We start from the raw sequence: 24,442 nt of genomic DNA on the forward strand, positions 1-24,442 counted from the left end.
GGGCTACTCTCCGCGCCCGTATGCGAACGCCTGCCTGCCGACAAGACGTTGTCTCAGCCATGCCGAAAACTGGTCAACGGCGACAATCGTGCAGAACAGCAGAAAGACGATGGCAATGGTCTTGGCCTCATGGCCCCGGCTGATCGAAAGACGCAGGGATTCGCCGATGCCGCCGGCGCCGACGGCGCCGAGAATGGTCGAAGCGCGCACATTGATCTCAAAGCGGAGCAGGAAATAGCTCATGAAGTTGGGTAGAACCTGAGGCACGATGCCGAACCACACCCGTTCGACCCAATTGGCGCCAACGGCCCGCAAGCCTTCGTCAGGCTTCATGTCGGCATTCTCGACCACTTCGAAGAACATTTTTCCGAGCGCGCCCACCGTGTGGATGCTGACCGCGAGGATCGCCGGAATGGGCCCAAGCGAGAAGATCGCCAGGAAAAACCCGGCAATGACGATTTCCGGAAAGGCGCGGACAATTTCAAGTAAGCGGCGCGTTGTGAAACGGAGCCAGCGGCTGGCCGTTATATTGCTGGCAGCCAAGAAGCAGAGCAGGAAACCGAAGGTGGAGCCGACCAGCGTCGAAAACAGCGCAATGTTCAGTGTCTCGATCATCCGGTAGAAATACTCCGGAATGTAGATGCCTTGGGTCAGGTAGACCCGGCCTTCGGGATAGTCGAATTTGAGGCTGCCATCGTCATAGGGCGACGGCAGGTCGAACAGCGCGCGCACCGGTTCGAACCAGTCGCGCGGCTTCAATTCGACGAAAAAGTCGGCGATGTGCGGAAGGCGGTCGAAGAACTTTCCGGCGTTGGTTTCGTTGGCGAACCAGAGCGAGCCCGAGAGCGCAAGCAACAGGAAAACCAGGCCTCCGATCGTGTAGAGGCGCCGGCGAGCGGCGAGGTGGCGCCAGTGCCGCTCGACCAAGGCTGCTTCTGTGGAGAGCGCAGGCGCGCGGTAGACGTCGGTCGCACTCATCGATAGTTCCCCGGCCCGTGACGCGGCAACGCCGCCGGCGGCACTTTGGCCCCGGCGGCGTCGTGCCTTTAGGCCTACGAGCCGATCTTCGCCTTACGAGCGTCGATGATCGCCTGATAGAATTCCGGGGTGACCGGCGAATAGCCCTTGAAGTCGCCGCCCTGTACCGCCGCGAAACAAGCCGGATCGGTTTGCGGAAGCTTGGTCAGGAAATCGGTGATCTTCTGCTTGGTGCCGGCGTCGAGCGAGGTGCGTATGACCAGCGGGCCGTTCGGGATCAGTGGCGACTGCCACAATTCGACGAGGTCGTCCATCTTGAGGACGCCCTTGTCGACCATCTTGCGCAGATTGCCCGAGCTGTAGCCGTCCTTGAAGTCGCCGACGCCGGAGGCCCAGGTGGTGCCGGCATCGAAGGTGCCCTTCAGAACTTCAAGCACCAGCTGTTCATGGCCGCCGCCGAAGCCGGTCGACGCGAAATAGCTCTTCACATCCATACCGATGTCCTTGGGCAGCGACGTGACCGGGATCAGGTAGCCAGAAGTCGAATCGGGATCGGCGAAACCGAGCTTCTTGCCCTTCATGTCAGCGAGTGTCTTGATGCCTGAATCCGCACGGGCGACCATAACCGAATGGTAGCCGGTCGAACCGTCGGTCTGGACCGTCGTCAGGATCGGCTGAACCGCGTCCTTGTTTTCGAGATAGACCTTTGCGTAGGCGGACGCGCCGAGTTCGGCATAGTCAAGCGTGCCGCCGAGCAGACCCTGGATGACGCCGTCGTAGTCGGCGGCCGGGAACAGCGAAACTTTCTCGACACCGAGGACTTCCTTGATGTGGTCGGCGAAGCACTGGTAGTTGCGCAGACGGTCGGCTTCGTTCTCGCCGCCCAGAATGCCGACGCGGAATTCCTTCAGGTCCTGTGCCTGGACCGCGCCCATCGCCATGGCCATGATGGAAACGGCACCGAAAAGTATCTTTCTAAACATCTCGTGTCTCTCCTGTTTTGGGTCCGGCATCGCGCCGGCTGCGTTCGAATTTTGACAGGTGCCTGTGACGCAGGCTGGCGATCCAGGCCGATCTCAGTACCCCGGGAATGCGGGTTCAAGCGGACCGGCGGATGCGGCGATTTTTTGCTTGATGATGACGCTGGTCGAGGTGATGGCCTCGGAGATTTCGTCGCCGTTGCTGTCGGCGCCGTAGACCATGCGCACGGCCTCGCGGTTGAGGTCTTCGGGCGGGCCGTCGAACACGACCTTGCCGGCGGCCATGCCGATGATGCGGTTGCAATAGGTGCGCGCGGTATCCAGCGTGTGCAGATTGGTGACGACGGTGATGCCTTCGCGCAAATTGATATCCTGCAGCGAATCCATCACCACCTTGGCATTGAGAGGGTCGAGCGAGGCAATAGGCTCGTCGGCGAGGATCACCTTCGGCTGCTGCATCAAGGCGCGGGCGATGGCGACGCGCTGCTGCTGGCCGCCGGACAAGGTACCGGCGGGCTGCAGCGCGGTGCGGGCGATGTCGAGACGCTCCAGCGCTGCTATCGCCTCGGCTCTTTCCTCGCGGGAGAAGATGCCGAGCAGGTTCGACATGGTGGAGCGGTGGTTCAGCCGGCCGAGCAGCACATTGGTCAGCACGTCAAGGCGCGGCACCAGGTTGAACTGCTGGAAGATCATGGCGCAGTCGCGCTGCCAGCGACGCAGCGGCGATCCGCGCAGGCTTGAGACTTCGGCGCCGTCAAAAAAAATCGACCCCTGACTGGGATCGATGAGACGGTTGATCATGCGAAGAAGGGTCGATTTGCCGGCGCCCGAGCGACCGATGATGCCGACCATCTGACCTTGCGGGATCGACAGGTCGACGGCGCTGACGGCGGTGTTCTTGCCAAATCGGCGGGAGACGCCGCGGATTTCGAGCGTGGCTGACGTCGCTGACATAGGCAGGTTCCAGTCCAGTCGCAGTTGAAGGTCTGATACCCTCGCTAGCGCAACGGCATGAACCTGCGGTGTCGGATTGATGTCAGTTTTGTTACCGCCCACAGACGCGGTGCAACCGTGCCTGGGGTTGACGAACTACCCGCCGTGCTTTTCCAAGAACGCCTCAGCCGAAAGCGCGCGGAAATCGTCCAACGCTGCGCGCAGTCGGGCATGGTCCCAGTCCCACCAGGCGAGCGCCTGGTAGCGTTCGGCGGTGCGGCGGTCGAAGCGTTCGCGGATCGGCTTTGCCGGCACGCCGCCGACGATGGTGTAAGGCGCGACATCCTTCGATACCACCGCGCCGGCGCCGACTGCGGCGCCATCGCCGACGGTGACGCCGGGCAGGATGGTGGAGCCGTGGCCGAGCCAGGTGTCGTGGCCGATGGTGACGCGTTTGGCGCGGCGCTGGGCGAAGAATTCTGTTTCGTGCTCGGCGTCGTCCCAATAGTCTGATGCGCGATAGGTGAAGTGGTGCAGTGTCGGCCGCCAGGTCGGGTGGTTGGTGGCGTTGATGCGCACACTGGCGGCGATGTTTGAAAACCTGCCGATCGTCGCGCACCAGACGGCACAGTCCTGCATCATGTAGGAATAGTCGCCGAGGATGCTCTCCGAAACCCGGCTACGGTCGGCGATCTCGGTCCAGCGGCCAAGCGTCGAGTTCTCGACTTGCGCCGTCGCGTGGACCAGCGGCGCCTCCGACAATTTCCTGGTCATGCGGCGATTTTTCCGGCGGCAAAGGCGGTCACGTCGATGATGCGGTCGGCCACTGCCTCGCGCACGTCATGATCGTGGAAGATGCCAAGCAGGGCGACGCCCGCCGCCTTCTTGGCCGCGATCAGCGCAATCACCACGTCGCGGTTCCTGGCGTCGAGCGAGGCGGTCGGCTCGTCGAGCAGCAGGATCGGGTGCTCGGTGATGAAACCGCGCGCGATGTTGACGCGCTGCTGCTCGCCGCCGGAGAAGGTCGCCGGCGGCAATGCCCAGAGTTTCTCCGGAAGATTGAGCTGCGCCAGCAGAGCGCGTGCCTTGCCTCTGGCTGCCTCGCGCTCCTCGCCGCGCTCGACCAGCGGCTCGGCGACGACATCGAGCGCCGAGACGCGCGGCACGGTGCGTAGGAACTGGCTGACATAGCCGATGGTTTGCCGGCGCACTGCAAGCACGGTGCGCGGGCTGGCTATCGCCAGATCGATGAGCCCGGCGTCATGCCGGACGATGATCTGGCCTTCGTCGACGGCATAGTTGCCGTAGAGCATTTTCAGGATCGAGCTCTTGCCGGCGCCCGACGGGCCGCCGAGCACGGCGCACTCGCCGGCCCTGATCGAGAACGAGACATCGGCGACGACCGGTAGTTTGATGCCGTCGCGCAGATGCATGGTGAAGCTCTTGGCGACGTCGGAGACAACGAGGGGCGTCGGCATGGTTACACCTGCAGGATGGAAGAAACGAGCAACTGCGTGTAGGGCGCACGCGGATCGTCGAGCACGCGGTCGGTGAGGCCGCTTTCAACGACGCGACCGTCCTTCATCACCATCATGCGCTGCGACAAGAGACGCGCCACCGCGAGATCATGGGTGACGACGATGGCCGCCAGGCCGAGAACCGTGACCAGTCCGCGCAAGAGGTCGAGCAGGCGCGCCTGCACCGAGACATCGAGCCCGCCGGTCGGCTCGTCCATGAACACCAGCCGCGGCCCGGTGACGAGGTTGCGGGCGATCTGCAGGCGCTGGCGCATGCCGCCGGAAAAGGCGCGCGGTTCGTCGTCGATACGGTCCTCGTCGATCTCGACGCGCGACAGCCAGTCGACCGCCGTGGCGCGGATCTTGCCGTAGTGGCGGTCGCCCACCGCCATCAGCCGTTCGCCGACATTGGCGCCGGCCGACACCGTCATGCGCAGTCCATCGGCGGGGTTCTGGTGGACAAAGCCCCAATCGGTGCGCATTAGGAAGCGGCGCTCGGCCTCGCTCATGCGGTAGAGTTCGCGGAACTGGCCATCGCGCATGCGGTAGCTGGCGGTGCCGGAACTGGGCAGCAACCGCGTCGACAGGCAGTTGAGCAGCGTCGTCTTGCCGGAGCCGGATTCGCCGACCACCGCCAGCACCTCGCCGGGCCACAGGTCGAAGGTAACGTTCTCGCAGCCGACGCGAGAGCCATAGAATTTGGACAGCGCGGAAACGCGCAGCAGCGGTTCGTCGGTCATTGCGCCGGCTCCATGTTTCCTGGGGCAAGTGGGGTCTCGGGCGCAAGATGGCCGCGGTGCCCCTCTTCGCGGCGTTTCTCGCAATGATCGGTGTCGGAGCAGACGAACATATGGCCGCCATGGTCGTCGAGAATGACCTCGTCGAGATAGACATTCTCGGCCGCACACAGCGCGCAAGGTTGGTCGAAGGTCTGCACCTCGAACGGATGGTCCTCGAAGTCGAGGCTGACCACATCGGTGAAGGGCGGCAGCGCATAGATGCGCTTTTCGCGGCCCGCGCCGAACAATTGCAAAGCCGGCGATTGATGCATCTTCGGATTGTCGAATTTCGGCGTCGGCGACGGGTCCATCACGTAACGGCCCTCGACCTTGACCGGATAGGCGTAGGTGGTGGCAATGCGGCCGTGCCTGGCGATGTCCTCGTAGAGCTTCACATGCATCAGGCCATATTCCTCCAGCGCATGCATTTTGCGCGTTTCGGTCTCACGCGGTTCGAGGAAGCGCAGCGGCTCGGGGATCGGCACCTGATAGACCAGAATTTGGCCGGCACTCAGCGGATGTTCGGGGATGCGGTGGCGGGTCTGGATGATGGTGGCGCTGGCGGTGTCGGTCGTCACGGCGACATTGGCGACCTTCTTGAAGAAGGCACGGATCGAGACCGCATTGGTGGTGTCGTCGGCGCCCTGGTCGATGACCTTCAGCACGTCGTCGGGGCCGATGATCGAGGCGGTGACCTGGACGCCGCCGGTGCCCCAGCCATAGGGCATCGGCATTTCGCGCGAGGCGAACGGCACCTGATAGCCGGGGATGGCGATGCCCTTGAGGATCGCGCGGCGGATCATCCGCTTGGTCTGCTCGTCGAGATAGGCGAAGTTGTAGGTGGCGATGTCCGTCATGGCGATCACATCCACATTGTGCTATCTAATTGGCGTCCAGGACGCGGAAACAGGGGCGAAATCGGATGACCGAAACCGGTTGGATGCATCTCGGAATTCTGCTGCTGGTGCTCGCCGGTGTGGTCGGCCTTATCCTTCGAAGAATGGTTCTTCCTGCAGCCAGGGAAGGCGCGCATGGCGAGAACATTGGCGGCAGCAGCGGAGGGCATGGCGGCAATTTGTACGACAGCGGCGGCGGTCATGGTGGGTCGGGCGACTAGGCTCATTCCGCGGCTTCCTTCTTTTCTTCCAAGGAGCCCATGTTCTCGCGAGCGTCGTGCTCGGCGCGCATGCGGCGCACCAGATCAAGCTCGGCCTGGAAGTCGACATAGTGCGGCAGCTTCAGATGTTCGACGAAGCCGGTCGCCTGAACATTGTCGGAATGCGAGATGACAAACTCCTCATCCTGAGCAGCAGCGCCGACATCCTCGCCGAGTTCGGTTGCGCGAAGCGCCCGGTCGCACAGTGCCATCGCCATCGCCTTGCGTTCGCTCTGGCCGAAGACCAGGCCGTAGCCGCGGGTGAATTGCGGCGGCGCCTTGGCTGAACCCTTGAACTGGTTGACCATCTGGCATTCGGTGACGCGGACGCTGCCGAGCGGCACGGCAAAGGGCAGTTCCGGGACGTCGAGTTCCAGCTCGACCTCGCCGATGCGGACCTCGCCGACGAAGGGATGGTTGCGGGCATAGCCGCGCTGGGTGGAATAGCCGAGTGCCAGCAAGAAACCCTCATCGCCACGCGACAGCGCCTGCAGGCGAATGTCGCGCGCCATCGGGAATTCCAACGGCTCGCGGGTTATGTCGCCGGGAACATGGTCCTGCGGCATGTCGCCATCGGGCTCGATCAGACCTTCGCGGGCGAGGATCGCGGAAACGCGCGGCATGGCTTCCGCCTCGCTTGCGCGCTGCTGCGGTTCGGCAACGTCGCCGCCGGCGGCAAGGTCAGGATCGAGCAGCCGGTGGGTGTAGTCGAAGGTCGGGCCGAGCAGCTGGCCGCCGGGCAGGTCCTTGTAGGTCGCCGACACGCGCCGTTCGACCAGCATTGCGGCGGTGTCGATCGCCCTGGTGTAGCCGAAGCGGGGCAGCGTGGTGCGGTAGGCGCGCACCAGGAAGATTGCCTCGATCATGTCGCCGCGCGCCTGGACGATGGCGAGTGCCGCCAGCTCGCGGTCATAGAGCGAGCCTTCGCTCATCACTCGGTCGACGCCGAGCGCCAATTGCTCGACGATCTGGTCGAGGCGAAGTGCCGGCACCGAACGGTCGCCGCGCCGGCGGTCGGCGAGCAGCTTGTGAGCGTTGGCAATTGCCGCTTCGCCACCTTTTACCGCGACATACATCTCACGTCTCCATCGTCTTGATGCGCGTGGTGCGCGGCAGGCAAGCGATGCCGTCCGGCGTTGCGAGGATGACGTCGACGCCGCGTGGGAAGCGCTGATTGTTCTGCCTCCACTGTTCGACGAAATGCCGCGGCATCTGCGCCGGCGCGATGGTCGCCGTGCTTTCGATGCCGGGACCTTCGAGCGACAGCGGGGCGCCGGAGACGAGATCGCTCACCTGCAGGATCAGCGTCGTGGAGCGGTCGGGATAGTCCTGCGTGCCTTGTGAAAAGCCGTCGAGCGACATCATCTCGGCGGGCGTCGCGATCAAGGCGAAATGCGCATCGGCCGGCGTGTTGGCCTCTGGTGCGCCGCTGTGGAAGCCAAGCCAGGATTTGACCGCTGCGGAGGCCTGCAAGGTCGGATCGAGCCAAAGCGGCGTGTCGTTGTCGCAGAGCGCTAGCGCAATAGCGCCGGAGCCTGCCGACAATGGCAGCGGTGGGCGGGCGAAGACCGGCAGGGATTGCATGGTGCCCGGCCGCGCCATGGCGTCCATCACGGCGCGGAACACGCTCTGGGCATTGAACACCGGATCGGCGAAGCCGCCAACGATCGACTGTGTTGCGATATCCATCAGTCTTCTCCGCGCACCATGGTGAAGAAATCCACCTTCGTTGCCGTCGTCTCGGCCCGGCGTTTTTCGCGCGCCTCGGCCAATGCCGCCTGCAACGGGGCGATGAGTTTGGTCTGGACCTCGTCGCGATGCGCGGAATCCTGCCAGAGCGCATCGGCGATCGCCGCCAGCCTGGCCTTCTGCTTGTCGCGGCCAAGCGCGTAGCAATGACCGACCTGCCCCGACGCAAGCCGCACGGTGGCGCGCGTGACCGTCGCCTCGCCGACATTGAACGGCGCGCCGCCGCCGCCAATGCGGCCGCGCACGGTGACCAGACCGGTTTCGGGACCGCGCAGAAATTCCGCTTCCGAGGGCAGGCCCGCTTCGTTCCAGAGGCGGACGATGTCGTCGCCGGTGGATTGCGCCAGCGTTGCCATGACGACCTTGCGCTCAGCCTGATCGCGCGCTTCCTGTCCTCGCATCGATACTTCCTTCGCACTTGAATTTGTCTAGTGATATAGACATCTATACAAATTATACCTATTATCTAACGTGTGTCCATGACGGGTGGATGACATTGGCGAAAAGATCCGGGGGCGAAATGGTCGGGCAGCAATTGGCCAACAGCATCGAGCGACGCAGCGGCGTTTCGCTGTGGCGGCAGATCGCCGACCAGATCCTGCATTCGATCGCCGTCGGCGACTTTGCCGAAAATGCCGCGCTGCCGCCGGAAGTCGCTCTGGCCGAACGCTATGGCGTCAACCGCCATACGGTGCGCAGTGCCATCGCTGCGCTGGTCCAGGACGGCGTGCTCAGGGCCGAGCAAGGGCGCGGCACCTTCGTGCTGTCGCGCAAGCGGCTGTCCTATCCGATCGGCGCCCGCACACGCTTTTCGGAAGGCCTGCAAGGGCAGGCGGTCGAGCGCCGAAGTGTTCTGCTCGAGTCGGCGGTCGAGCCGGCCAGCCGGCGGGTCGCCGAGGGGTTGGGCCTTGGCAAAGGGTCTGATGTGATACGCCTGGAGACGCGCGGCGAAGCCGACGGGCAGCCAGTGTCGCGTGCCACCAGTTGGTTCGAGGCGAGGCGTTTCGCCGGCATTGAAGTCGCCATGGCGGAAACCGGATCGGTGACCGCTTCGTTTAAACGCTTCGGCGTCAGCGATTACCTCCGGCAATCGACGGTGCTGTCGGCGCGGCATGCCGATGCTGCTGACCTTGCCGACCTCGATCTGCAGCCCGGAGCCATCGTGCTGGTTGCGGTCGCCGTCAACGTCACGGCGGACGGCCAGCCGATCCAGTTCGCCGAGACACGGTTTCCTGCGGAGCGGGTGGAACTGAAGCTGTCGGCGGACAACTAGCCTTCGTCATCCTTGGGCGAAGCAGGAGCGCAGCTCCGTCGCGGAGACCCAAGGATCCATGCCGCGATCTCGGGCGAAGAGCCCAGCGGAGCAGAATTCTGCACCGACGCAACGCTTCGAAGTCACGGCATGGATCCTATGGTCTGCGCCGCGTCGCTTCGCTCCTTGCTCCGCCATAGGATGACGAAGCGATGGATGTTTCGGCCAGTCGCCAAGGCATGCGATCTGCCAAAGTCCGCATTTATCGACCTGTCGAATCTTGTGCCGGACGTCTTACCCCACCTCGATCACAGCCTTGATCAGGCCGGATTTCTCATGCGCCCAGCGGGCGAGGTCGCGCGGCGTATCGCCAAGCGTCGTGCGGTGGGTGACGAGTTTTGCCAGTGGCACCGCGCCGTTGCGGATCGAAGCGGCGACATGGTCAAAATCGGCGCGAAGAGCGTTGCGGCTGCCGATCAGCGCCATCTCGCGCTTGTGGAATTCGGGATCCGAAAAGGCGATGTCGTCCTTGACGACGCTGACCAGGACCAGCGTTCCGCCATGGGCGACATGGGCAAAGGCCGACTGGACCGACTGGGTGTTGCCGGTGGCATCGAAGACGACGTCGAAGCCTTCGCCGCCGGTCGCCTCTCGCACTAGGCCGGCCGCCGTCGCCTGTGAAGCATCAAGCGTCGTGAAGTCGAGTTCGCTTGCGGCAAAACCCAGCCTTTCGCTGCTCATGTCGAGCAGCGTCACGTCGAGACCGGCGATGCGGGCAAACAGCGCTGTGCCGAGCCCGATCGGCCCGGCGCCGACGACCAGCGTGCGGGCGCCGGGCTGGGCATGGGCGCGGCGCACCGCATGCGCTCCGATCGCCAGGAATTCGACGGCGGCGGCATCCGCCAGCGACACGCCGTTTGCCGGATAAAGATTCTGCGCCGGCACCAGGATCTGCTCGCCCATGGCGCCGTCGCGATGGACGCCGAGCACCTCGATCTTGACGCAGCAGTTCGGCTTGCCTTGCCGGCAGGCGATGCATTTGCCGCAGGCGAGATAGGGGTTGACGATGACCGGTTCACCGACCGCAAGGTCGACACCTTCGCCGGTCGCGATCACGGTTCCCGACACTTCATGGCCCATGATGCGCGGATAGGCGAGGAACGGGTGCTTGCCCTCGAAGATGTGGTAGTCGGTGCCGCAGATGCCGACATGGCTGACTGCCACCAGCGCCCAGCCGGAGGGTGGTGCGCCAGGTGCGGGGCGATCTTCCACAACAAGGTCGCCGGGCGAACGGCAGACGACGGCTTTCATGCTTCGATCCAGTCGGTTCATGGCGCCACCGGCCTGGCTGTCGCCGGGGCCGGTGGTCTTGCCTGTGGTGGTCTACTTGCCGCGGCGGCGCAGCCCGTCAAAATAGACGATGATGATGATCAATGCGCCGGTGATGATGCGCTGCCAGAACGAGTTGACGTTGAGCAGGTTGGCGCCGTTGTTGATGGTGGCTAGGATGAAGGCGCCGAGCAGCGGCCCGTGAACAGAGCCGACGGCGCCGAACAGCGAGGTGCCGCCGATCACCGACGAGGCGATGGCCTGCAGTTCCCAGCCCTCGGCCTGGGTCGGGTTGCCGATGCCGATGCGCGCGGCCAGCAGCACGCCGACGAATGCCGCGCACAGGCCCGACAGCGTATAGGCCATGTAGATGGTGCGCTGGACATTGACGCCGGACAGGCGGGAAGCCTCGGCATTGGAGCCGACCGAGAAGAGATAGCGGCCCCATCGGCTGTGGTGCAGGAAGATGTAGGCGGGGATGCCGACCAGGATCACCATCCAGAACAGGTTGGGGACGCCGATAAAGGAATTTCGCGAGAACGCCGTGAAGGTGTCGCTTTTGATGTTGATCGAATTGCCGTTGGTCATCAGCAGGCCGATACCGCGCAGCGAGGTCAACGTCGCCAGCGTGATGATGAAGGGTGGCAAGCCCATCTTGACGATGCCGAAGCCGTGGAAAATGCCGATGGCGACGCCGGCCAGAAGCGTCACCAGAATGGCGATCCAGATGGGGAAGCCGGCATTTATCATCATGGCGACGATGACGGTGGCGAAGCCGACCACGGCCCCGACCGACAGGTCGATACCGCCAGTGATGATGACGAAGGTCTGGCCGACCGCCATGATCGCGATCATCGAGCCCTGCCGCAGCAGGTTCGAGATGTTGTTGGCGGAGGCGAAGCTCGTTGTCGAAACGGAAAGCAAGATCCAGAGCACAACCAGCAACGCCAGAAGCGTCAGTCCGAACAGGACATTGTAGTTGCGTTTCGGTTTCTCGGCAGCAATCGCCTCGGTGCTCATATCTGTCCTCCCAGCTTTTCTTGTTTCTCGGCGAGGGCCTGCGTGAGAATGTCCTCATGATTGGCGGTGCGGAACCCATGCGTGGCTACCAGCTTGCCGCGCCGGAACACATGCAGCGTGTCAGCGAGTTCGTAGACCTCGGGCAGATAGGATGAGATCAGGATGATGCCGGCGCCCTTCGACAACAGCGCACCGAACAGGCGGTAGATCTCGGCCTTGGTGCCGACATCGACGCCGACCGTCGGCTCGTCGAAGATGAACAGCTTGGCGCCGTGCGCCAGCCATTTGCCGATGACGATCTTCTGCTGGTTGCCGCCAGACAGGCTGGAGGCCAGCGCACCGCGCGTCGGCGTCTTGATCCTGAGGCCGGCGATCTGGCGATCGGCCTCAGCCTTTTCCTGTGTGTTCGAAATCAAAAGGTTTTTGGAGATGCGCTTGTAGATCGGCAGGTTGAGGTTGAGGGCGACCGGCAAATTGAGGCACAGGCCCTGGTCGCGGCGGCTTTCCGGCGCCAGCGCCATGCCGAGCTTGATCGCGTCATGCTCGGAGTTGACCTGAACCGGCTTGCCTTCCCACAGGATCTGGCCGGCAGATTTGCGATGACGGCCGTAGAGCGTGGTGACGAATTCGCTGCGCCCGGCGCCGATCAGACCGTAGAGCCCTACGATCTCGCCGGAACGCACCGACATCGAGACATTCTCAAAGCCTTTGCCCGACAGGTTCCTTGCCTCGACGATGGTAGCGCCTGGGGTAAAATGCTCCTTGTGATAGACCTGCTCGATCGAGCGGTTGATCATCATCTTGACCAGCTCGGCGTCGTTGGTCTCACGGATGTTCCTGGTGCCGACCAGTGTCCCGTCGCGCAGCACCGAGACGCGGTCGGCGAGCTCGAACACCTCTTCCATGCGGTGGCTGATGTAGATGATGGTGACGCCTTCGCCCTTCAGTCGGCGGATCAGCGTGAACAGCTGGTCGGCCTCCTTGCGGGTGAGATAGGCGGTCGGTTCGTCGAAGATCAGAAATTTGGTGCCGCGCACCGTGGCGCGGGCGGCGGCGATCAATTGCTGCTGGCCGATGGTCAGGTCGCCGAGCACGACATGCGCCGGCAGATCGAAGCCGAGATCGTCGATGATCTTCTGCGCTTCCTTGACCATGGCGCGCTGCTGCAGGATGCCGAACCGGGAATCCTCCTCGCCGAGGAACATATTGGCGGCGACCGTCAGGTGGCGGCAGAGCACGACCTCCTGATGCACGGCGTTGATGCCGAGCGCCATCGCCTCATGCGGCGTCGCCAGTGGTGCCCGCTTGCCCTCCCAGATGACATCTCCGGAGGTGCGCGGCATGACGCCGGTGAGGAGTTTGATCAAGGTTGATTTGCCGGCGCCGTTTTCGCCGACGATGGCGTGGATTTCGCCGGCCTTGAAGGCGAGATTCACCGGCTTCAGGGCATGTGTGCCGGGATAGCGCTTTTCCAGACCGTGCAGTTCGAGGATCGTCCTGCCGGGCTCCAGCGTTGGGGCCGGGTGCAGTTCCTGCGCCGTTGGCGTCATGACAATCCTCCCAGATTGGTCTCACGATTGGCGACTGGGCCGCATCGTCAGGGTAAGTCCAAGCAGCCTACGCGGATGTCTCCGGGGCAACGAGGCCCCGGAGACAATGCGCCTATGACGATGCTCAGTCGAGCTTCGGGTTGAGCAGCGCGTCGATCTTCGGATCCTTCATGTTGGCCTTGGTCACCAGATTGGCGCCGGTGTCGACATTGGCCTCGACCTTTTCGCCCTTCGAGGCGGCAAGTGCGGTCTTGATGCCGTCATAGCCCATCCGGTACGGATCCTGGACGACGAGCGCGGAGATGACGCCGTCATTGAGGAACTTGATCAGGTTCTCGTCGCTGTCGAAGCCGACGAGCGCGAGCTTGCCGCCAAGGTTGTTCTCGGCGACAGCCTGACCGACGCCTTGCGCCATGATCAGGTTGGAAGCGAAGATACCCTTGAGGTTCGGGTTGGCGGTGATCAGGTCGGTCGCGATGTTGAGACCGGTCGTCGCCTGGCCGTCGGCATATTTGTCAGCGACCAGCTTGAGGCCCGGATATTTCGCAGCCAGCTGCTCGGTGAAGCCCTGCTTGCGCTGCTCCAGCGAACCGGCGCCCGGCGCGTTGGTGATCAGCGCCACGTCGCCTTCGATCTTGCCGCCATTGGCTTCGCCGATGGCTGCCGCGAGACCGTCAGCAGCGACGCGTCCGCCCTGCACATTGTCGGTGGTCAGGAACGAGGTGAAGGCCTTGGAGTCGGCGCCGGAGTCGATGCCGATAACCTTGACCTTGGCGGCCGCCTCATCGATCGGCTTGCCGAGCGCCTTGAATTCTGTCGGGGCGATGACGATCGCGGCCGGGCTACCGGCGACGGCGTTTTCGAGGATCGAGACCTGGCCGTTGACGTCGGTTTCAGCCTGGGCGCCGAGTTCCGGCACGTCGACGCCGAGGTCCTTGCCGGCCTTGCGGGCGCCGGCCAGAACGATCTGCCAGTAGAAAGAGGTGGTGTCCTTGACGATGATCGGGATGGTCACGTCGGCCGCCGAAGCCGGCGCCGAATGCATCACGCCGGCAAGCATCGAGGCGGCTGCGAGTGCCACGACGGCGCGGCGGTTGAGAATGCTGGTCACGAATTTCATTAGGTTTCCTCCCTAGGTCGCCGGTGAACGTTGCGGAAGTTCGGTTCGGATGGCGCGGCCAAAACAGAACTTTATCAATAAAAAACATTTGCCGCGTTTTGATAGTGCATCAGTTCTGTCGATGCAAGCGGTGTTTAGTGCCAGTATGCGTGGCTCGACCGGACGAAACATCCTTGCCGATCCTCATTGCCACGTCCATCGTTCTCGATCTTCTCTAAAGATATGGAATATTAATTCCAGATATCAGTCAAGATGGAATATACATTCTTTTCTTGAGATCGCAGGATTGTGATGCCTCCAGTCACGTGCTCAGGCAGATGGCAAGCCCGAAGCTGATGGATGCCGCGCAGCATCAGCCAAGTTTCTGCACGATTATATAGGGCGCGTATCTGGCGAGTTCCGCTTCCGGCACCTCGATGTCGAGCAGTTCGAGGTTGCGCGTCAAATTGGCGGGTTTGGCCGTGCCGGTCAACACGCTGGCGACCACAGGCTCGTGCAGGGGGAACTGGAACGCAGCCGCTGCCAGTGGATAACCGCCCTCGGCGGCGATCTTTTCCATCGCATCGACACGGTCGAGAATGTCGCGCGTAGCCGGCGCATAGTCGAAATGCGCGCCCTGCACCGGACCGGTCGCCAGAATGCCGGAATTGAAGACGCCGCCGATGATCAGCGAGGCCTGCTGTTTGCGGCAAAGCGGCAGCAGTTCAGCTTCGGCGCTGCGGTCGAGCAGTGAATAGCGGCTGGCCAGCAGGATGCAGTCGAGCGGCGCCTGGTGCAGTACATCGAGGCAGATCTGCACTTCGTTGACGCCAAGACCGTAGGCGGAAATGACGCCGGACGACTTCAACTCCTCCAGCGCCTTCAGCCCGCCATCCATCAACTCGCGGAAGTGCAGCTTGGTCTTCTCGACACCATGCGTGTAGACGCCGATGTCATGGACGAACAGGATATCGATCCGGTTGAGGCCGAGCCGCGCATAGGAGAATTCGACCGAGCGCATGATGCCGTCATAGGAATAGTCGTAGTCCAGCGCGAAGGGCAGTGGATCGACGTAGGAGTGGTCGGGAACCTGGTCTTCCGGCACGGGGCGAAACAGCCGCCCGACCTTGGTGGAAAGAACGTAGGACGAGCGCGCGGCTTGTCGCGCAGGAAGTCGCCGAAGCGGCGTTCCGACAGGCCGAAGCCGTAGAAGGGTGCGGTATCGAAATAGCGCAAGCCGCCGTCCCAGGCAGCCTGCAGCGTCTCCATCGCTGCCTCGCGCGGACAGGCCCGGTAGAGACCGCCGAGTGCTGCGCCGCCGAAGCTGACCTCGGTGACCTCAAGCGCAGTCGTGCCGATGCGGCGTTTCTTCATCCAAATCCTCCCCTCCCGGCCGCTGGCCGGTTCGTAAAAATGTTCTGGTCGATGGTGCCTACAGAGTCGCTCCGAGATGCCAGGGCACGAACTCGTTGTCGCCGTAGCCGAACGCCTCGCTCTTGGTCTTGCGGCCCGAAGCCGTCTCGACGATCAGTTCGAAGATCTCGCGGCCCATGCCGGCGATGGTCTTTTCGCCCGAGGCGATGACGCCGCAGTTCACGTCCATGTCCTCTTCCATGGTGTGATACATGGTCGAGTTGCTGGCGACCTTGATCGACGGCGTCGGCCGGCAGCCGAAGCAGGAGCCGCGCCCGGTGGTAAAGACGATGACATTGGCGCCGCCGGCAACCTGGCCGGTGGCCGAAACCGGGTCGTAGCCGGGCGTATCCATGAACACCAGCCCGTGCCCGGTGACCTTCTCGGCATAGCCGAAGACGCCGTTGAGCGGCGTCTGGCCGCCCTTGGCCACCGCGCCCAGCGACTTTTCCAGGATGGTGGTCAGGCCGCCGCGCTTGTTGCCGGGTGAGGGATTGTTGTCGATGGAGGCGCCGTGCTTGGCGACGTGGTCTTCCCACCATTTCACAAAGCCATCGAGCTTGGCGGCGATTTCCGGGGTCGCGGCGCGATAGGCGAGCAGGTGCTCGGCGCCGTAGATTTCCGTCGTCTCGGAGAGGATGCCGATGCCACCGACACCGGCGAGGATATCGACGGCGGCGCCCAGCGCCGGATTGGCGGTGATGCCGGACATGCCGTCGGAACCGCCGCATTGCAGGCCAACGACGATCTCGCTGACCGGGATCGGCTCACGCTGCAGTTGGCCGACTTCCTCGGCGATTTCGGCCAGCACCAGCATTGCCTTCTCGACCGATTTGCGTGAGCCGCCGGCGTCCTGGATGTTGAAATGGCGTTTTCCCGCGGCGACGCCCTTCTGGCCGTAAAGGGTAAGCTGGTTGACTTCGCAGCCAAGCCCAACCATCAGCACGCCGCCGAAATTCGGATGGCGGGCATAGCCAGCCAGCGTGCGGTGCAGCACCATCATGCCGTCGCCGGTGCCGCTCATGCCGCAGCCCTGGCCGTGGACGATGGGAACGAAGCCGTCGATGCCGGGATATTTTGGCAGGAGGTCGCGGTTCGCCTGGTCCGCAATGGCGTGGCAGACGGTGGCCGAGCAATTGACGCTGGCGACGATGCCGATGAAGTTGCGCGTGCCGGCGCGGCCGTCCGCACGACGATAGCCCATGAAGGTGCGGGCGCGGTCAGCTTCAGTCTCGTGCACGGCTTCGCTCGGCGGCACCACCGGCAAGCGCCCGGATTCGAAGACCAGATTGTGCGAATGAACATGCTCGCCCGGCGCGATGTCCTGCGTGGCGCGGCCGATCGCCTGGGCGTATTTGACCACGGCGGAACCGGCGGCAATCGACTTGATCGCCACTTTGTGGCCAGGCTCGATCAACGCAGTGGCGACGGCGCCACCCGGCAGCACGGTGCCAATCTCGATGCGGCCATTGGCGACCGCGACATTGTCGGCGGGAGACAGAAGAATGCTGTTTGAGGGGTTCACGGGCAGTTTCCTGGGTGTTCCTGGGATGCGCGAGCGGATTGACACACGCCTGTTAACGGATAATGTCTTTTATCGTGAAAAAACATTTTTGCGTCAATTGTTTTTTCATGAGGGTCGCGCGTCTTTGGGCGCAAACGGCGCTGCAACCAAAGCTAGAATCGCGCATGATGCTTTCCGCGGCGATTCCATTTTCGGGGTGATGCGCTAGGAAATATCTGTCATATCGCGCTCAAGCTGGCTGCAAGCGCCGGCGCGCAACGGGGCAGGGGATGTCGAAGAGCAACAACGTCTACAAGGACGCCTACAACCGCTGCCTGCGGCTGCTCGATGAAACGAAGAGCCTGCCGTCGGAGCCGGAGCTGGGCACGCTGCTCGGCGTCAGCCGCACGACCGTCCGCACCATTCTTGCGCGCATGGAAGAGACAGGGCTGATCGCTTGGAACAAGCGTGCCAAGACGGTTTTGCGCGCGCCTCGTCCGGACGATTTTTTCCCTGAGGAAGAGACCGACACGCTGGCGCAGATCATCGAGCGCTCCTTCATGCGGCGGCTGCTTGCCGGCGGCGCCGAGGCCGGCATGCAGATCAACGAACTCGAGCTGGCGCGCGAGATCGGCGTCGGCACCACCAGCGTTCGCGAATTCCTGATCCGCTTTTCCCGCTTCGGCCTGATCGAGAAGCGTCGCAACAGCCACTGGGTACTGAAAGGCTTTACCCGCGCCTTCGCGCTGGAACTGACCGAAATCCGCGAGATGTTCGAATTGCGCTCGGCGGCTGCCTTTGCCGCCCTGCCGGAAGACAGCCCGGTCTGGGCCGATCTCGATCGCCTGGAAGACGAGCACCGTGTGCTGGCGGGTGAGATTGCCACGCGCTTCAACGAATTCTCGGAGCTCGATGAGCGCTTTCACCGGCTGATTCACCGCGCATCGCTCAACCGCTTCATCGTCGATTTCTACGACGTGATCGCCATGATCTTCCACTATCACTACCAGTGGAACAAGGCTCAGGAGCGCGAGCGCAACGAAGTGGCGGTCGCAGAGCACCTGGTCTATATTGAGGCGCTCAAATCGCGCGATCTCGGCAAGGTCGATGCCGCCTGTCGCAAGCACCTGAAGTCGGCGCGCCACACGCTGCTGACCTCGATCCCCGAAGCCAGCGGACGCAATGCCTCTGATCGCGCTGCGTTGCCGCAGCGGTGATTTGGCGATTTTCTGCCCACCGGCCGCGTGCTAGGTATCTGCCGTTGCTGCGTGAAGAGGCAAGTCTTTGAATATCCGGCGGAGACGATGGAGCATGCCGGTCGCGTTCGCCGCGGCCTATTTGCTGTTGCTCCAGTCGGCGCTTGGCGCCTTCGCCTTCGGCATCGGGCCGAATGCTTCACAACTCGACGCCTTCGGTAACGTCATCTGCACCCATGAGGGTGCCGCCCAGCTTCCCGGCGGCGATCCGCATCGGCAACACATGCCGGCATGCTGCCTGCTTGGCTGCAACATGGCCTCGGCCGCCTATGTGCCACCGCCCGCTGCCCACGCACTGCCCCGCAGCCTTTCATTCGAAGCCGTCGCCTTTGTCGTGCCGGCGTTCAGGCATCTCGATTTTCCCCGCGACCGCTCTCCGTCGAACCCGCGCGCGCCGCCGGTGACGGCCTGAACCGTTCGTTTCGCGGAACCTTTTGCGGACGCATTCATCCAACAATCTAAGCCGCTCGCGACCGGCCAACGGCGCGGCCTGTATTCATGGAGCCACCATGTCCAATTCCTTTCCTTCCGCCGCGCGCGTGTTTGCGCCCGGCCGTAACAATCCCTTTTTGCGAAGCTTAGAGGCGCAACTCGCCATCGCCGTATTCGCCCTTGCTCTTCTGTTCGTCAGCGCCCAAGGCGTCTTCGCGCATGAGTTCAAGGCCGGCGATATCAAGATCGAGCATCCCTGGTCGCGTGCCACGCCGGCCGGCGCCAAGGTGGCCGGCGGCTATTTGACCATCACCAACACCGGCAGTTCGTCGGATCGTCTTTTGTCTATTGCCTCCGACATTTCGGCCAAGGCCGAACTGCATGAGATGGGCGTGAAGGACGGTGTCATGACCATGCGGCCGGTCACCGGCGGTCTCGAAATTCCGGCCGGCGGCAAGGTCGCTCTGGCCCCCGGCGGCTATCACCTGATGTTCATGGATTTGAAGCAGCCGCCCAAGCAAGGTGAGATGTTTGCGGCCACGCTGACCTTCGACAAGGCTGGGGCGGTGAAAGTCGAATTCGCTGTGCAGGCCATCGGCAGCCCGGCGCCTCAAGAAGACAACCACTGACCAATTTTTGCCAATCAAGATTTCAAGTGAGACCATCATGAAAAAATATCTTTTGTCCGCCGGCGCGTTTCTCTTCCTGGGGACGGGTACAGCCTTCGCCCACATCACGCTCGAAACACAGGAGGCAGCGGTCGGCTCGACCTACAAGGCGATCCTTCGCGTGCCGCATGGCTGCGACGGCAAGGCGACGACCGCCGTGCGCGTGCAGATCCCGGAAGGGGTGATTTCGGTGAAGCCGATGCCGAAGCCGGGTTGGACGCTGCAGGCCAAGCAGGGCAAATACGAGAAATCCTACCAGCTTTACGGCCAGGCGGTGACATCGGGCGTCAAGGAAGTCGACTGGAGCGGCGGCAGCCTGCCGGACGAGTTCTACGACGAGTTCGTGTTCCGCGGGACACTGGCGGCGGACCTGCCGGCCGGTGAGATGCTCTACTTTCCGGTGGTGCAGGAATGCGATGGCGTCGCTGAACGCTGGATCGAGATTCCGGCTGCCGGTCAAGACGAGGAGGCACTGGAGTTTCCGGCGCCCGGCATCAAGTTGCTGCCGAAGAAGTGATCTGGTTGACGGCGCGCTCTGTTCAAGAGCGCGCCGCGGTCCTTGTGGCGGTGACATGAGCGCGACAACCTTCCTGCGGATGGTCTGCACGACCGGCAAATGTGCCGGTCGGCTTGCCGTTGGCATGCTGGCCGCGCTCATGCTGCTTGCCATCATCGCTGCTCCCAATCAGGCCTTCGCCCATGCGGCGCTCCTCAAGGCCGACCCGGCCGATGGTGCGGTGCTGGCCCAGAGCCCGTCGCAGTTCTCGCTGACCTTCAGCGAGCCGGTGTCGCCACTGGTGCTGACCCTGGTGCGGCCCGATGGCACGCCGGTCCCGCTGACCGCATTTCGGCTCAGTGACCAGACGATCGAAATCGACAGTCAGCAGGTGCTGAAGTCCGGCACGCATGTGCTGAGCTGGCGGGTGATTTCCGCCGATGGCCATCCGGTCGGCGGCTCGGTGCTGTTCTCCATCGGCGCACCGAGCGAGGCGCCGGCTGTGTCGGAAGCCGTCGACCAGGGGCTCCGGTCGGCGATCTGGATCGGCAAGGTGTTTCTCTACATCGGCCTCTTTCTCGGCGTCGGCGGTGCCTTTGCACTGGCCTGGCTGACGCAGGGCGGTCGTTCCGGCCAGCACTTGGTCATTGCCGCAATCCTGTGCGGACTGGTCGCGGCGCCGCTGTCGCTTGGCTTGCAGGGGCTGGATGCTCTCGGCGCGCCGCTCGCCCGGCTGTTGCAGCCGAACATCTGGCAGACCGCGCTCGCTACCAGCTTCGGCTGGACGGTGCTGATCGCACTGATGGCGCTGGGGCTTGGGCTGCTGTCGCTGGTCGGGCCCAGGCGACATGCAAAACTGTTCGCCCTTGCCGGTCTGGCCGGTGTCGGTGCGGCCCTTGCCGCCAGTGGGCACGCCAGCGCTGCCGAACCGCAATGGCTGACGTGGCCGATGGTGTTTCTGCACGGTGCCGGCATCGCCTTCTGGGCCGGCGCGCTGCTGCCGCTCGGTCTTGCCCTGAGGCAACAGCCGGCCGAGGCCGCACCGTTCCTGCGCCGGTTCTCGCGAGCGATCACCTATGTCGTGGTGGTGCTTGCAGCAGCCGGCATCGTGCTGGCCGTTATCCAGGTGCAGACGCCTGCAGCGCTGGTCGACACCGCCTATGGCCGGCTGCTGCTGATCAAGCTGGCGCTGCTGCTCTTTCTCTTCACGCTCGCCGCAATCAACCGCTGGAAACTCACTGCCCCTGCCGAAGCGGGCGAGACGGAGGTGCAGCGGAGGCTGGTCCGCTCGATCGGCATCGAAGTGCTGATCGTGCTGGCGATCTTCGGCGTTACCGCCGGCTGGCGCTTCACGCCGCCGCCACGCGCGCTGGCAATTGCCGCGGCGCAACCGGCATCGATCCATATCCACACATCGAAGGCGATGGCCGACCTCAGCATCACGCCCGGCCATACCGGACCGGTTGCCGCCACCATCGTCATCATGACCGGCGACTTTGGCCCGCTCGACGCCAAACAAGTCACGCTGGTGCTGTCAAAGCCTGATTCCGGCATCGAGCCGCTAAAGCGTCCAGCGACAAAGCCCGGCGACGGCACCTGGCGCGTTGACGACCTTGTCATTCCGGTTTCCGGCCGATGGACGGCGCGGATCGATATCCTGGTCTCGGACTTCGATATCGTGAAGATCGAAGCGCCGATCGACATCAGGCCGTAACGGCTGGATTCCGATCCCCTCGCAAAACTCTGCGAGCAATCTCCGCAACACAATTTGGCGAGGCGGTTGACGCGGCCCGAAAGGCCCGTCAATCATCCCGGCAAAATCGCGACCTCAACAAAAAGATCCGAAAGCAGGGAAGAAACGATGGAAAAAGCCGAAATCGGCCTGATCGGCCTTGGCACGATGGGCTCCAACCTGGCGCTCAACATTGCCGAGAAGGGGCACCGCATCGCCGTCTTCAACCGCACCAAGGCGCGGACCGATGCGTTTGTCGAGAATGCCGGCGCGCTGAAGAACATGGTGGTGCCCTGCTACAGCCTGGAGGAGCTTGCCGCCGCGATACGGCCGCCGCGCCCGATCATCATCATGGTGCTGGCCGGCAAGCCGGTCGACGAACAGATCGCGGCGCTGCGCGGCGTGCTGTCGGCCAACGACATCGTCATCGATGCCGGCAACGCCAATTTCCGCGACACGATGCGGCGCTTCTCAGAGCTTTCCGGCTCGGATCTCACCTTCATCGGCATGGGCGTGTCCGGCGGCGAGGAGGGCGCACGCCACGGCCCGTCGATCATGGTCGGCGGCACCGAAGAGTCCTGGAAACGCGTCGAGAAGGTGCTGACCGCCATCTCCGCAAAGTTCAAGGACGAACCCTGTGCGGCGTGGCTCGGCACCGACGGCGCCGGTCATTTCGTCAAGACCATCCACAACGGCATCGAATATGCCGATATGCAGATGATTGGCGAAATCTACGGCATCTTGCGTGACGGGCTTGGCATGGGGCCGAAGGAGATCGGCACTGTTTTTTCCGATTGGAACAAGGGTCGCCTCAACTCCTATCTGATCGAGATCACCGCCAAGGTGCTTGCCGCCGACGATCCGAAGACCGGCAAGCCGATGGTCGACATCATCGTAGACCGTGCCGGCCAGAAGGGCACCGGCAAGTGGTCGGTCATCGAGGCGCAGCAGCTGGGAATTCCGGCGACAGCAATCGAGGCGGCGGTAGCCGCGCGCGTGCTGTCGTCGATCAAGGACGAGCGCGTGGCCGCCGAAAAGGCCTACGGCAATAGCGGCGTGACCAAGATTGCCGGAGACAAGGCCGCGCTGCTCAAAGACCTGGAGCTGGCGCTGTTCGCCGGCAAGATCGCCGCCTACGCGCAAGGCTTCGCGGTGATGAGTGGTGCGTCGAAGGAATTCAACTGGAACCTGCCGATGCCGACCATCGCCAAGATCTGGCGGGCCGGCTGCATCATCCGCTCGCAAATGCTGGACACCATGGCCGAGGCCTTCGGCAAGGGCAGCGCTTCCACCAATCTTCTGATGGCGCCTGCCTTCATCGCCATGATGCAGGAGGCGCATCCGTCGCTGCGGCGCGTCGTGGCAAGGGCATCGGAGGCCGGCGCCCCGGTGCCGGCGCTGTCATCCGCACTCGCCTATTTCGACAGCTATCGTCAGGGCCGCGGCACTTCGAACCTGATCCAGGCGCAGCGCGACTTCTTCGGCGCGCATGGCTTCGAGCGCATCGATGGGCCGGGCGCATTCCATGGGCCTTGGGGCAGCGGCGCTGCCGGCTAACCTTGATAGGCGACAACCTCGCCAGGCAGGCTGAGCGACTGCAAGGAACCGGGGGCGGCGCCACCGATCCAGCCGAGCACCGAGCGGGCGAGCTCGGAGCCGGCCAGCCGGAAGTTCTCGTTGACGACCAGCAATTCGCGCCGGAACAGATGCAGCAGGTCCGACGACTGCTTCGACACGACATCGACATCACGGCCGAGCTTGAGGCCGGCGTCCTCGATGCCGGCGACGATGGCGAGCGTCGCGGCGGCGGCGCTGCTGACGAAACCGTCGGGTCGGTCCTTGCGCTGCATCAATTGCGCCGTCCGCATCCTGATCTGCTCGATCGAATGGTCGATCGAAACGGTGTTGAACGGCACCTCGCTGACGCCGACCTCGCTTAGCGCATCAGCAAAACCGTTCACCGTGTGGCCGTGATAGGTCAGGCCGACGGGCGGCGTCAGAAGAGCGAGCCTGCGGCGGCCGAGGCCCGCCAAATGGCGCACCGCCTCGGCCGCGAATGCGTAATTGTCGAAGTCATGGTAAGGGTGGATCAACCCCATTTCGGTACGGCCATGCGTGGCAAAGGGTATGCCGCGTTCCAGCAGGTAACGGGCCCTCGGATCATTCGGCTGCGTGCGCGAAATGATGATGCCGTCGGCGGAACCGGTTTCCACCAGATAGCGTATGGGATCCAGGGGATCCTGCGAGCGCGAATAGGGCGTGACAATCAGGTGATAGGGCGTATCGGCGATGACTTCCGAGACGCCATAGATAATGTCCGAGACAAAGCTCATGATCTCCCGCTCGGTGTTGAGCACGAGACTGACGACATTGGTCTTGCCGGTCCGCAGGCGCACACCGGCTCGGTTCGGTCGGTAGCCGATCTGCCTGGCGACGAGCTGGACACGCCGCCTGGTCTCGGCGCCAATCTCGGGCGCGTCCTTGAGCGCACGCGACACGGTGGTGACGCCCAGCCCGGTCATGAAGGCGAGCGTCTTCAGCGTCGGTCGCTCTTGTGCCGACGCTTCGTCGTCCTTGCCCGTTTGATCTCTGTCCATCA

Annotated in this window: 25 protein-coding genes and 1 pseudogene; 9 read left to right on the forward strand and 17 right to left on the reverse strand. The window is 63.5% G+C overall.

Annotated elements, in window-relative coordinates; translation table 11 throughout:
• Nucleotides 1–3: 3 nt before the first annotated feature.
• The 7 genes from phnE to LHFGNBLO_RS13065 all read right to left on the reverse strand — a co-directional run bounded on the left by phnE (nucleotide 4) and on the right by LHFGNBLO_RS13065 (nucleotide 6,044).
• The gene (gene phnE / locus LHFGNBLO_RS13035) at nucleotides 4–978 is read right to left on the reverse strand and encodes a phosphonate ABC transporter, permease protein PhnE (protein ID WP_258607878.1); all 975 of its coding nucleotides are present in this window, start codon (nucleotides 976–978) and stop codon (nucleotides 4–6) included.
• 74 nt (nucleotides 979–1,052) lie between these two features.
• A complete protein-coding gene (gene phnD, locus LHFGNBLO_RS13040) occupies nucleotides 1,053–1,961 on the reverse strand; it encodes a phosphonate ABC transporter substrate-binding protein (RefSeq protein WP_258607888.1) in 909 nt (302 codons plus the stop codon).
• Between the two features lie 93 nt (nucleotides 1,962–2,054).
• Nucleotides 2,055–2,912, reverse strand: a complete 858-nt coding sequence (gene phnC, locus LHFGNBLO_RS13045) for a phosphonate ABC transporter ATP-binding protein (RefSeq protein WP_258607890.1) — start codon at nucleotides 2,910–2,912, stop codon at nucleotides 2,055–2,057.
• Between the two features lie 135 nt (nucleotides 2,913–3,047).
• On the reverse strand, nucleotides 3,048–3,665 hold the full coding sequence (locus LHFGNBLO_RS13050) for a DapH/DapD/GlmU-related protein (protein ID WP_258607892.1): 618 nt from the start codon (nucleotides 3,663–3,665) through the stop codon (nucleotides 3,048–3,050).
• Nucleotides 3,662–4,369 (reverse strand): phosphonate C-P lyase system protein PhnL, encoded by a 708-nt coding sequence (gene phnL, locus LHFGNBLO_RS13055; protein WP_258607893.1) that lies wholly within the window; start codon nucleotides 4,367–4,369, stop codon nucleotides 3,662–3,664. Before phnL ends, LHFGNBLO_RS13050 begins: the two co-directional genes overlap by 4 nt.
• Before the next feature lie 2 nt (nucleotides 4,370–4,371).
• Nucleotides 4,372–5,148 carry a phosphonate C-P lyase system protein PhnK gene (gene phnK, locus LHFGNBLO_RS13060; RefSeq protein WP_258607895.1) on the reverse strand — a complete coding sequence of 259 codons (777 nt, stop codon included), beginning with the start codon at nucleotides 5,146–5,148 and terminating at the stop codon, nucleotides 4,372–4,374.
• Nucleotides 5,145–6,044: an alpha-D-ribose 1-methylphosphonate 5-phosphate C-P-lyase PhnJ gene (locus LHFGNBLO_RS13065; RefSeq protein WP_258607897.1), complete on the reverse strand. Its 900-nt coding sequence runs from the start codon at nucleotides 6,042–6,044 to the stop codon at nucleotides 5,145–5,147. The genes phnK and LHFGNBLO_RS13065 overlap by 4 nt, the downstream gene beginning before the upstream one ends.
• A gap of 65 nt (nucleotides 6,045–6,109) precedes the next feature.
• Here LHFGNBLO_RS13065 and LHFGNBLO_RS13070 point away from each other — a divergent pair, with 65 nt between their 5' ends.
• Nucleotides 6,110–6,304, forward strand: coding sequence for a hypothetical protein (locus LHFGNBLO_RS13070; RefSeq protein ID WP_258607899.1), 195 nt, complete (start codon nucleotides 6,110–6,112; stop codon nucleotides 6,302–6,304).
• A gap of 2 nt (nucleotides 6,305–6,306) precedes the next feature.
• Here LHFGNBLO_RS13070 and LHFGNBLO_RS13075 read toward each other — a convergent pair whose 3' ends face one another.
• Genes LHFGNBLO_RS13075 through phnG form a run of 3 tightly spaced genes read right to left on the reverse strand, consistent with a single transcriptional unit; the run spans nucleotide 6,307 to nucleotide 8,493 of the window.
• Nucleotides 6,307–7,419, reverse strand: a complete 1,113-nt coding sequence (locus tag LHFGNBLO_RS13075) for a carbon-phosphorus lyase complex subunit PhnI (protein WP_258607901.1) — start codon at nucleotides 7,417–7,419, stop codon at nucleotides 6,307–6,309.
• A gap of 1 nt (nucleotide 7,420) precedes the next feature.
• Nucleotides 7,421–8,032 carry a phosphonate C-P lyase system protein PhnH gene (phnH, locus tag LHFGNBLO_RS13080; protein WP_258607911.1) on the reverse strand — a complete coding sequence of 204 codons (612 nt, stop codon included), beginning with the start codon at nucleotides 8,030–8,032 and terminating at the stop codon, nucleotides 7,421–7,423.
• A complete protein-coding gene (gene phnG, locus LHFGNBLO_RS13085; protein WP_258607913.1) occupies nucleotides 8,032–8,493 on the reverse strand; it encodes a phosphonate C-P lyase system protein PhnG in 462 nt (153 codons plus the stop codon). The genes phnH and phnG overlap by 1 nt, the downstream gene beginning before the upstream one ends.
• A 119-nt stretch (nucleotides 8,494–8,612) precedes the next feature.
• Between phnG and phnF the strand changes: the two genes are divergently transcribed.
• Nucleotides 8,613–9,365 (forward strand): phosphonate metabolism transcriptional regulator PhnF, encoded by a 753-nt coding sequence (phnF, locus tag LHFGNBLO_RS13090; RefSeq protein WP_258609700.1) that lies wholly within the window; start codon nucleotides 8,613–8,615, stop codon nucleotides 9,363–9,365.
• A 273-nt stretch (nucleotides 9,366–9,638) separates the two neighbouring features.
• Here phnF and LHFGNBLO_RS13095 read toward each other — a convergent pair whose 3' ends face one another.
• From LHFGNBLO_RS13095 to LHFGNBLO_RS13120, 6 genes and pseudogenes are all read right to left on the reverse strand, one after another.
• Nucleotides 9,639–10,655: a zinc-binding alcohol dehydrogenase family protein gene (locus tag LHFGNBLO_RS13095; RefSeq protein WP_258607915.1), complete on the reverse strand. Its 1,017-nt coding sequence runs from the start codon at nucleotides 10,653–10,655 to the stop codon at nucleotides 9,639–9,641.
• Nucleotides 10,656–10,727: 72 nt separating this feature from the next.
• Nucleotides 10,728–11,693: an ABC transporter permease gene (locus LHFGNBLO_RS13100; protein ID WP_258607917.1), complete on the reverse strand. Its 966-nt coding sequence runs from the start codon at nucleotides 11,691–11,693 to the stop codon at nucleotides 10,728–10,730.
• The gene (locus tag LHFGNBLO_RS13105; protein ID WP_258607919.1) at nucleotides 11,690–13,243 is read right to left on the reverse strand and encodes a sugar ABC transporter ATP-binding protein; all 1,554 of its coding nucleotides are present in this window, start codon (nucleotides 13,241–13,243) and stop codon (nucleotides 11,690–11,692) included. Before LHFGNBLO_RS13105 ends, LHFGNBLO_RS13100 begins: the two co-directional genes overlap by 4 nt.
• 124 nt (nucleotides 13,244–13,367) lie before the next feature.
• Nucleotides 13,368–14,363 carry an ABC transporter substrate-binding protein gene (locus LHFGNBLO_RS13110; RefSeq protein WP_258607921.1) on the reverse strand — a complete coding sequence of 332 codons (996 nt, stop codon included), beginning with the start codon at nucleotides 14,361–14,363 and terminating at the stop codon, nucleotides 13,368–13,370.
• Between the two features lie 352 nt (nucleotides 14,364–14,715).
• A pseudogene (locus tag LHFGNBLO_RS13115) lies at nucleotides 14,716–15,716 on the reverse strand (aldo/keto reductase).
• Nucleotides 15,717–15,774: 58 nt separating this feature from the next.
• Entirely contained in the window at nucleotides 15,775–17,280 is a 1,506-nt protein-coding gene (locus LHFGNBLO_RS13120) for a UxaA family hydrolase (RefSeq protein WP_258607923.1), read from the reverse strand.
• Between LHFGNBLO_RS13120 and LHFGNBLO_RS13125 the strand changes: the two genes are divergently transcribed.
• The 7 genes from LHFGNBLO_RS13125 to gndA all read left to right on the forward strand — a co-directional run bounded on the left by LHFGNBLO_RS13125 (nucleotide 17,261) and on the right by gndA (nucleotide 23,400).
• A complete protein-coding gene (locus LHFGNBLO_RS13125) occupies nucleotides 17,261–17,488 on the forward strand; it encodes a hypothetical protein (protein ID WP_258607925.1) in 228 nt (75 codons plus the stop codon). The two genes, LHFGNBLO_RS13120 and LHFGNBLO_RS13125, sit on opposite strands and share 20 nt — an antisense overlap.
• Nucleotides 17,489–17,549: 61 nt before the next feature.
• Nucleotides 17,550–18,476: a GntR family transcriptional regulator gene (locus LHFGNBLO_RS13130; RefSeq protein ID WP_258607926.1), complete on the forward strand. Its 927-nt coding sequence runs from the start codon at nucleotides 17,550–17,552 to the stop codon at nucleotides 18,474–18,476.
• A gap of 94 nt (nucleotides 18,477–18,570) precedes the next feature.
• Nucleotides 18,571–18,927 carry a DUF2946 family protein gene (locus tag LHFGNBLO_RS13135; protein WP_258607928.1) on the forward strand — a complete coding sequence of 119 codons (357 nt, stop codon included), beginning with the start codon at nucleotides 18,571–18,573 and terminating at the stop codon, nucleotides 18,925–18,927.
• A gap of 97 nt (nucleotides 18,928–19,024) precedes the next feature.
• Complete coding sequence (locus LHFGNBLO_RS13140) at nucleotides 19,025–19,576, forward strand: copper chaperone PCu(A)C (RefSeq protein ID WP_258607930.1); 552 nt, start codon at nucleotides 19,025–19,027, stop codon at nucleotides 19,574–19,576.
• Nucleotides 19,577–19,613: 37 nt separating this feature from the next.
• The gene (locus LHFGNBLO_RS13145; protein ID WP_258607933.1) at nucleotides 19,614–20,132 is read left to right on the forward strand and encodes a YcnI family protein; all 519 of its coding nucleotides are present in this window, start codon (nucleotides 19,614–19,616) and stop codon (nucleotides 20,130–20,132) included.
• 55 nt (nucleotides 20,133–20,187) lie between these two features.
• Nucleotides 20,188–21,825, forward strand: a complete 1,638-nt coding sequence (locus tag LHFGNBLO_RS13150; RefSeq protein ID WP_258607935.1) for a copper resistance CopC/CopD family protein — start codon at nucleotides 20,188–20,190, stop codon at nucleotides 21,823–21,825.
• A gap of 147 nt (nucleotides 21,826–21,972) precedes the next feature.
• Nucleotides 21,973–23,400: an NADP-dependent phosphogluconate dehydrogenase gene (gene gndA, locus LHFGNBLO_RS13155; protein WP_258607937.1), complete on the forward strand. Its 1,428-nt coding sequence runs from the start codon at nucleotides 21,973–21,975 to the stop codon at nucleotides 23,398–23,400.
• Here gndA and LHFGNBLO_RS13160 read toward each other — a convergent pair.
• Nucleotides 23,397–24,440, reverse strand: a complete 1,044-nt coding sequence (locus LHFGNBLO_RS13160; RefSeq protein ID WP_258607939.1) for a LacI family DNA-binding transcriptional regulator — start codon at nucleotides 24,438–24,440, stop codon at nucleotides 23,397–23,399. The two genes, gndA and LHFGNBLO_RS13160, sit on opposite strands and share 4 nt — an antisense overlap.
• Between the last annotated feature and the right edge of the window lie 2 nt (nucleotides 24,441–24,442).

Source organism: Mesorhizobium sp. AR10 (assembly GCF_024746795.1).
Classification (GTDB): Bacteria; Pseudomonadota; Alphaproteobacteria; order Rhizobiales; family Rhizobiaceae; genus Mesorhizobium.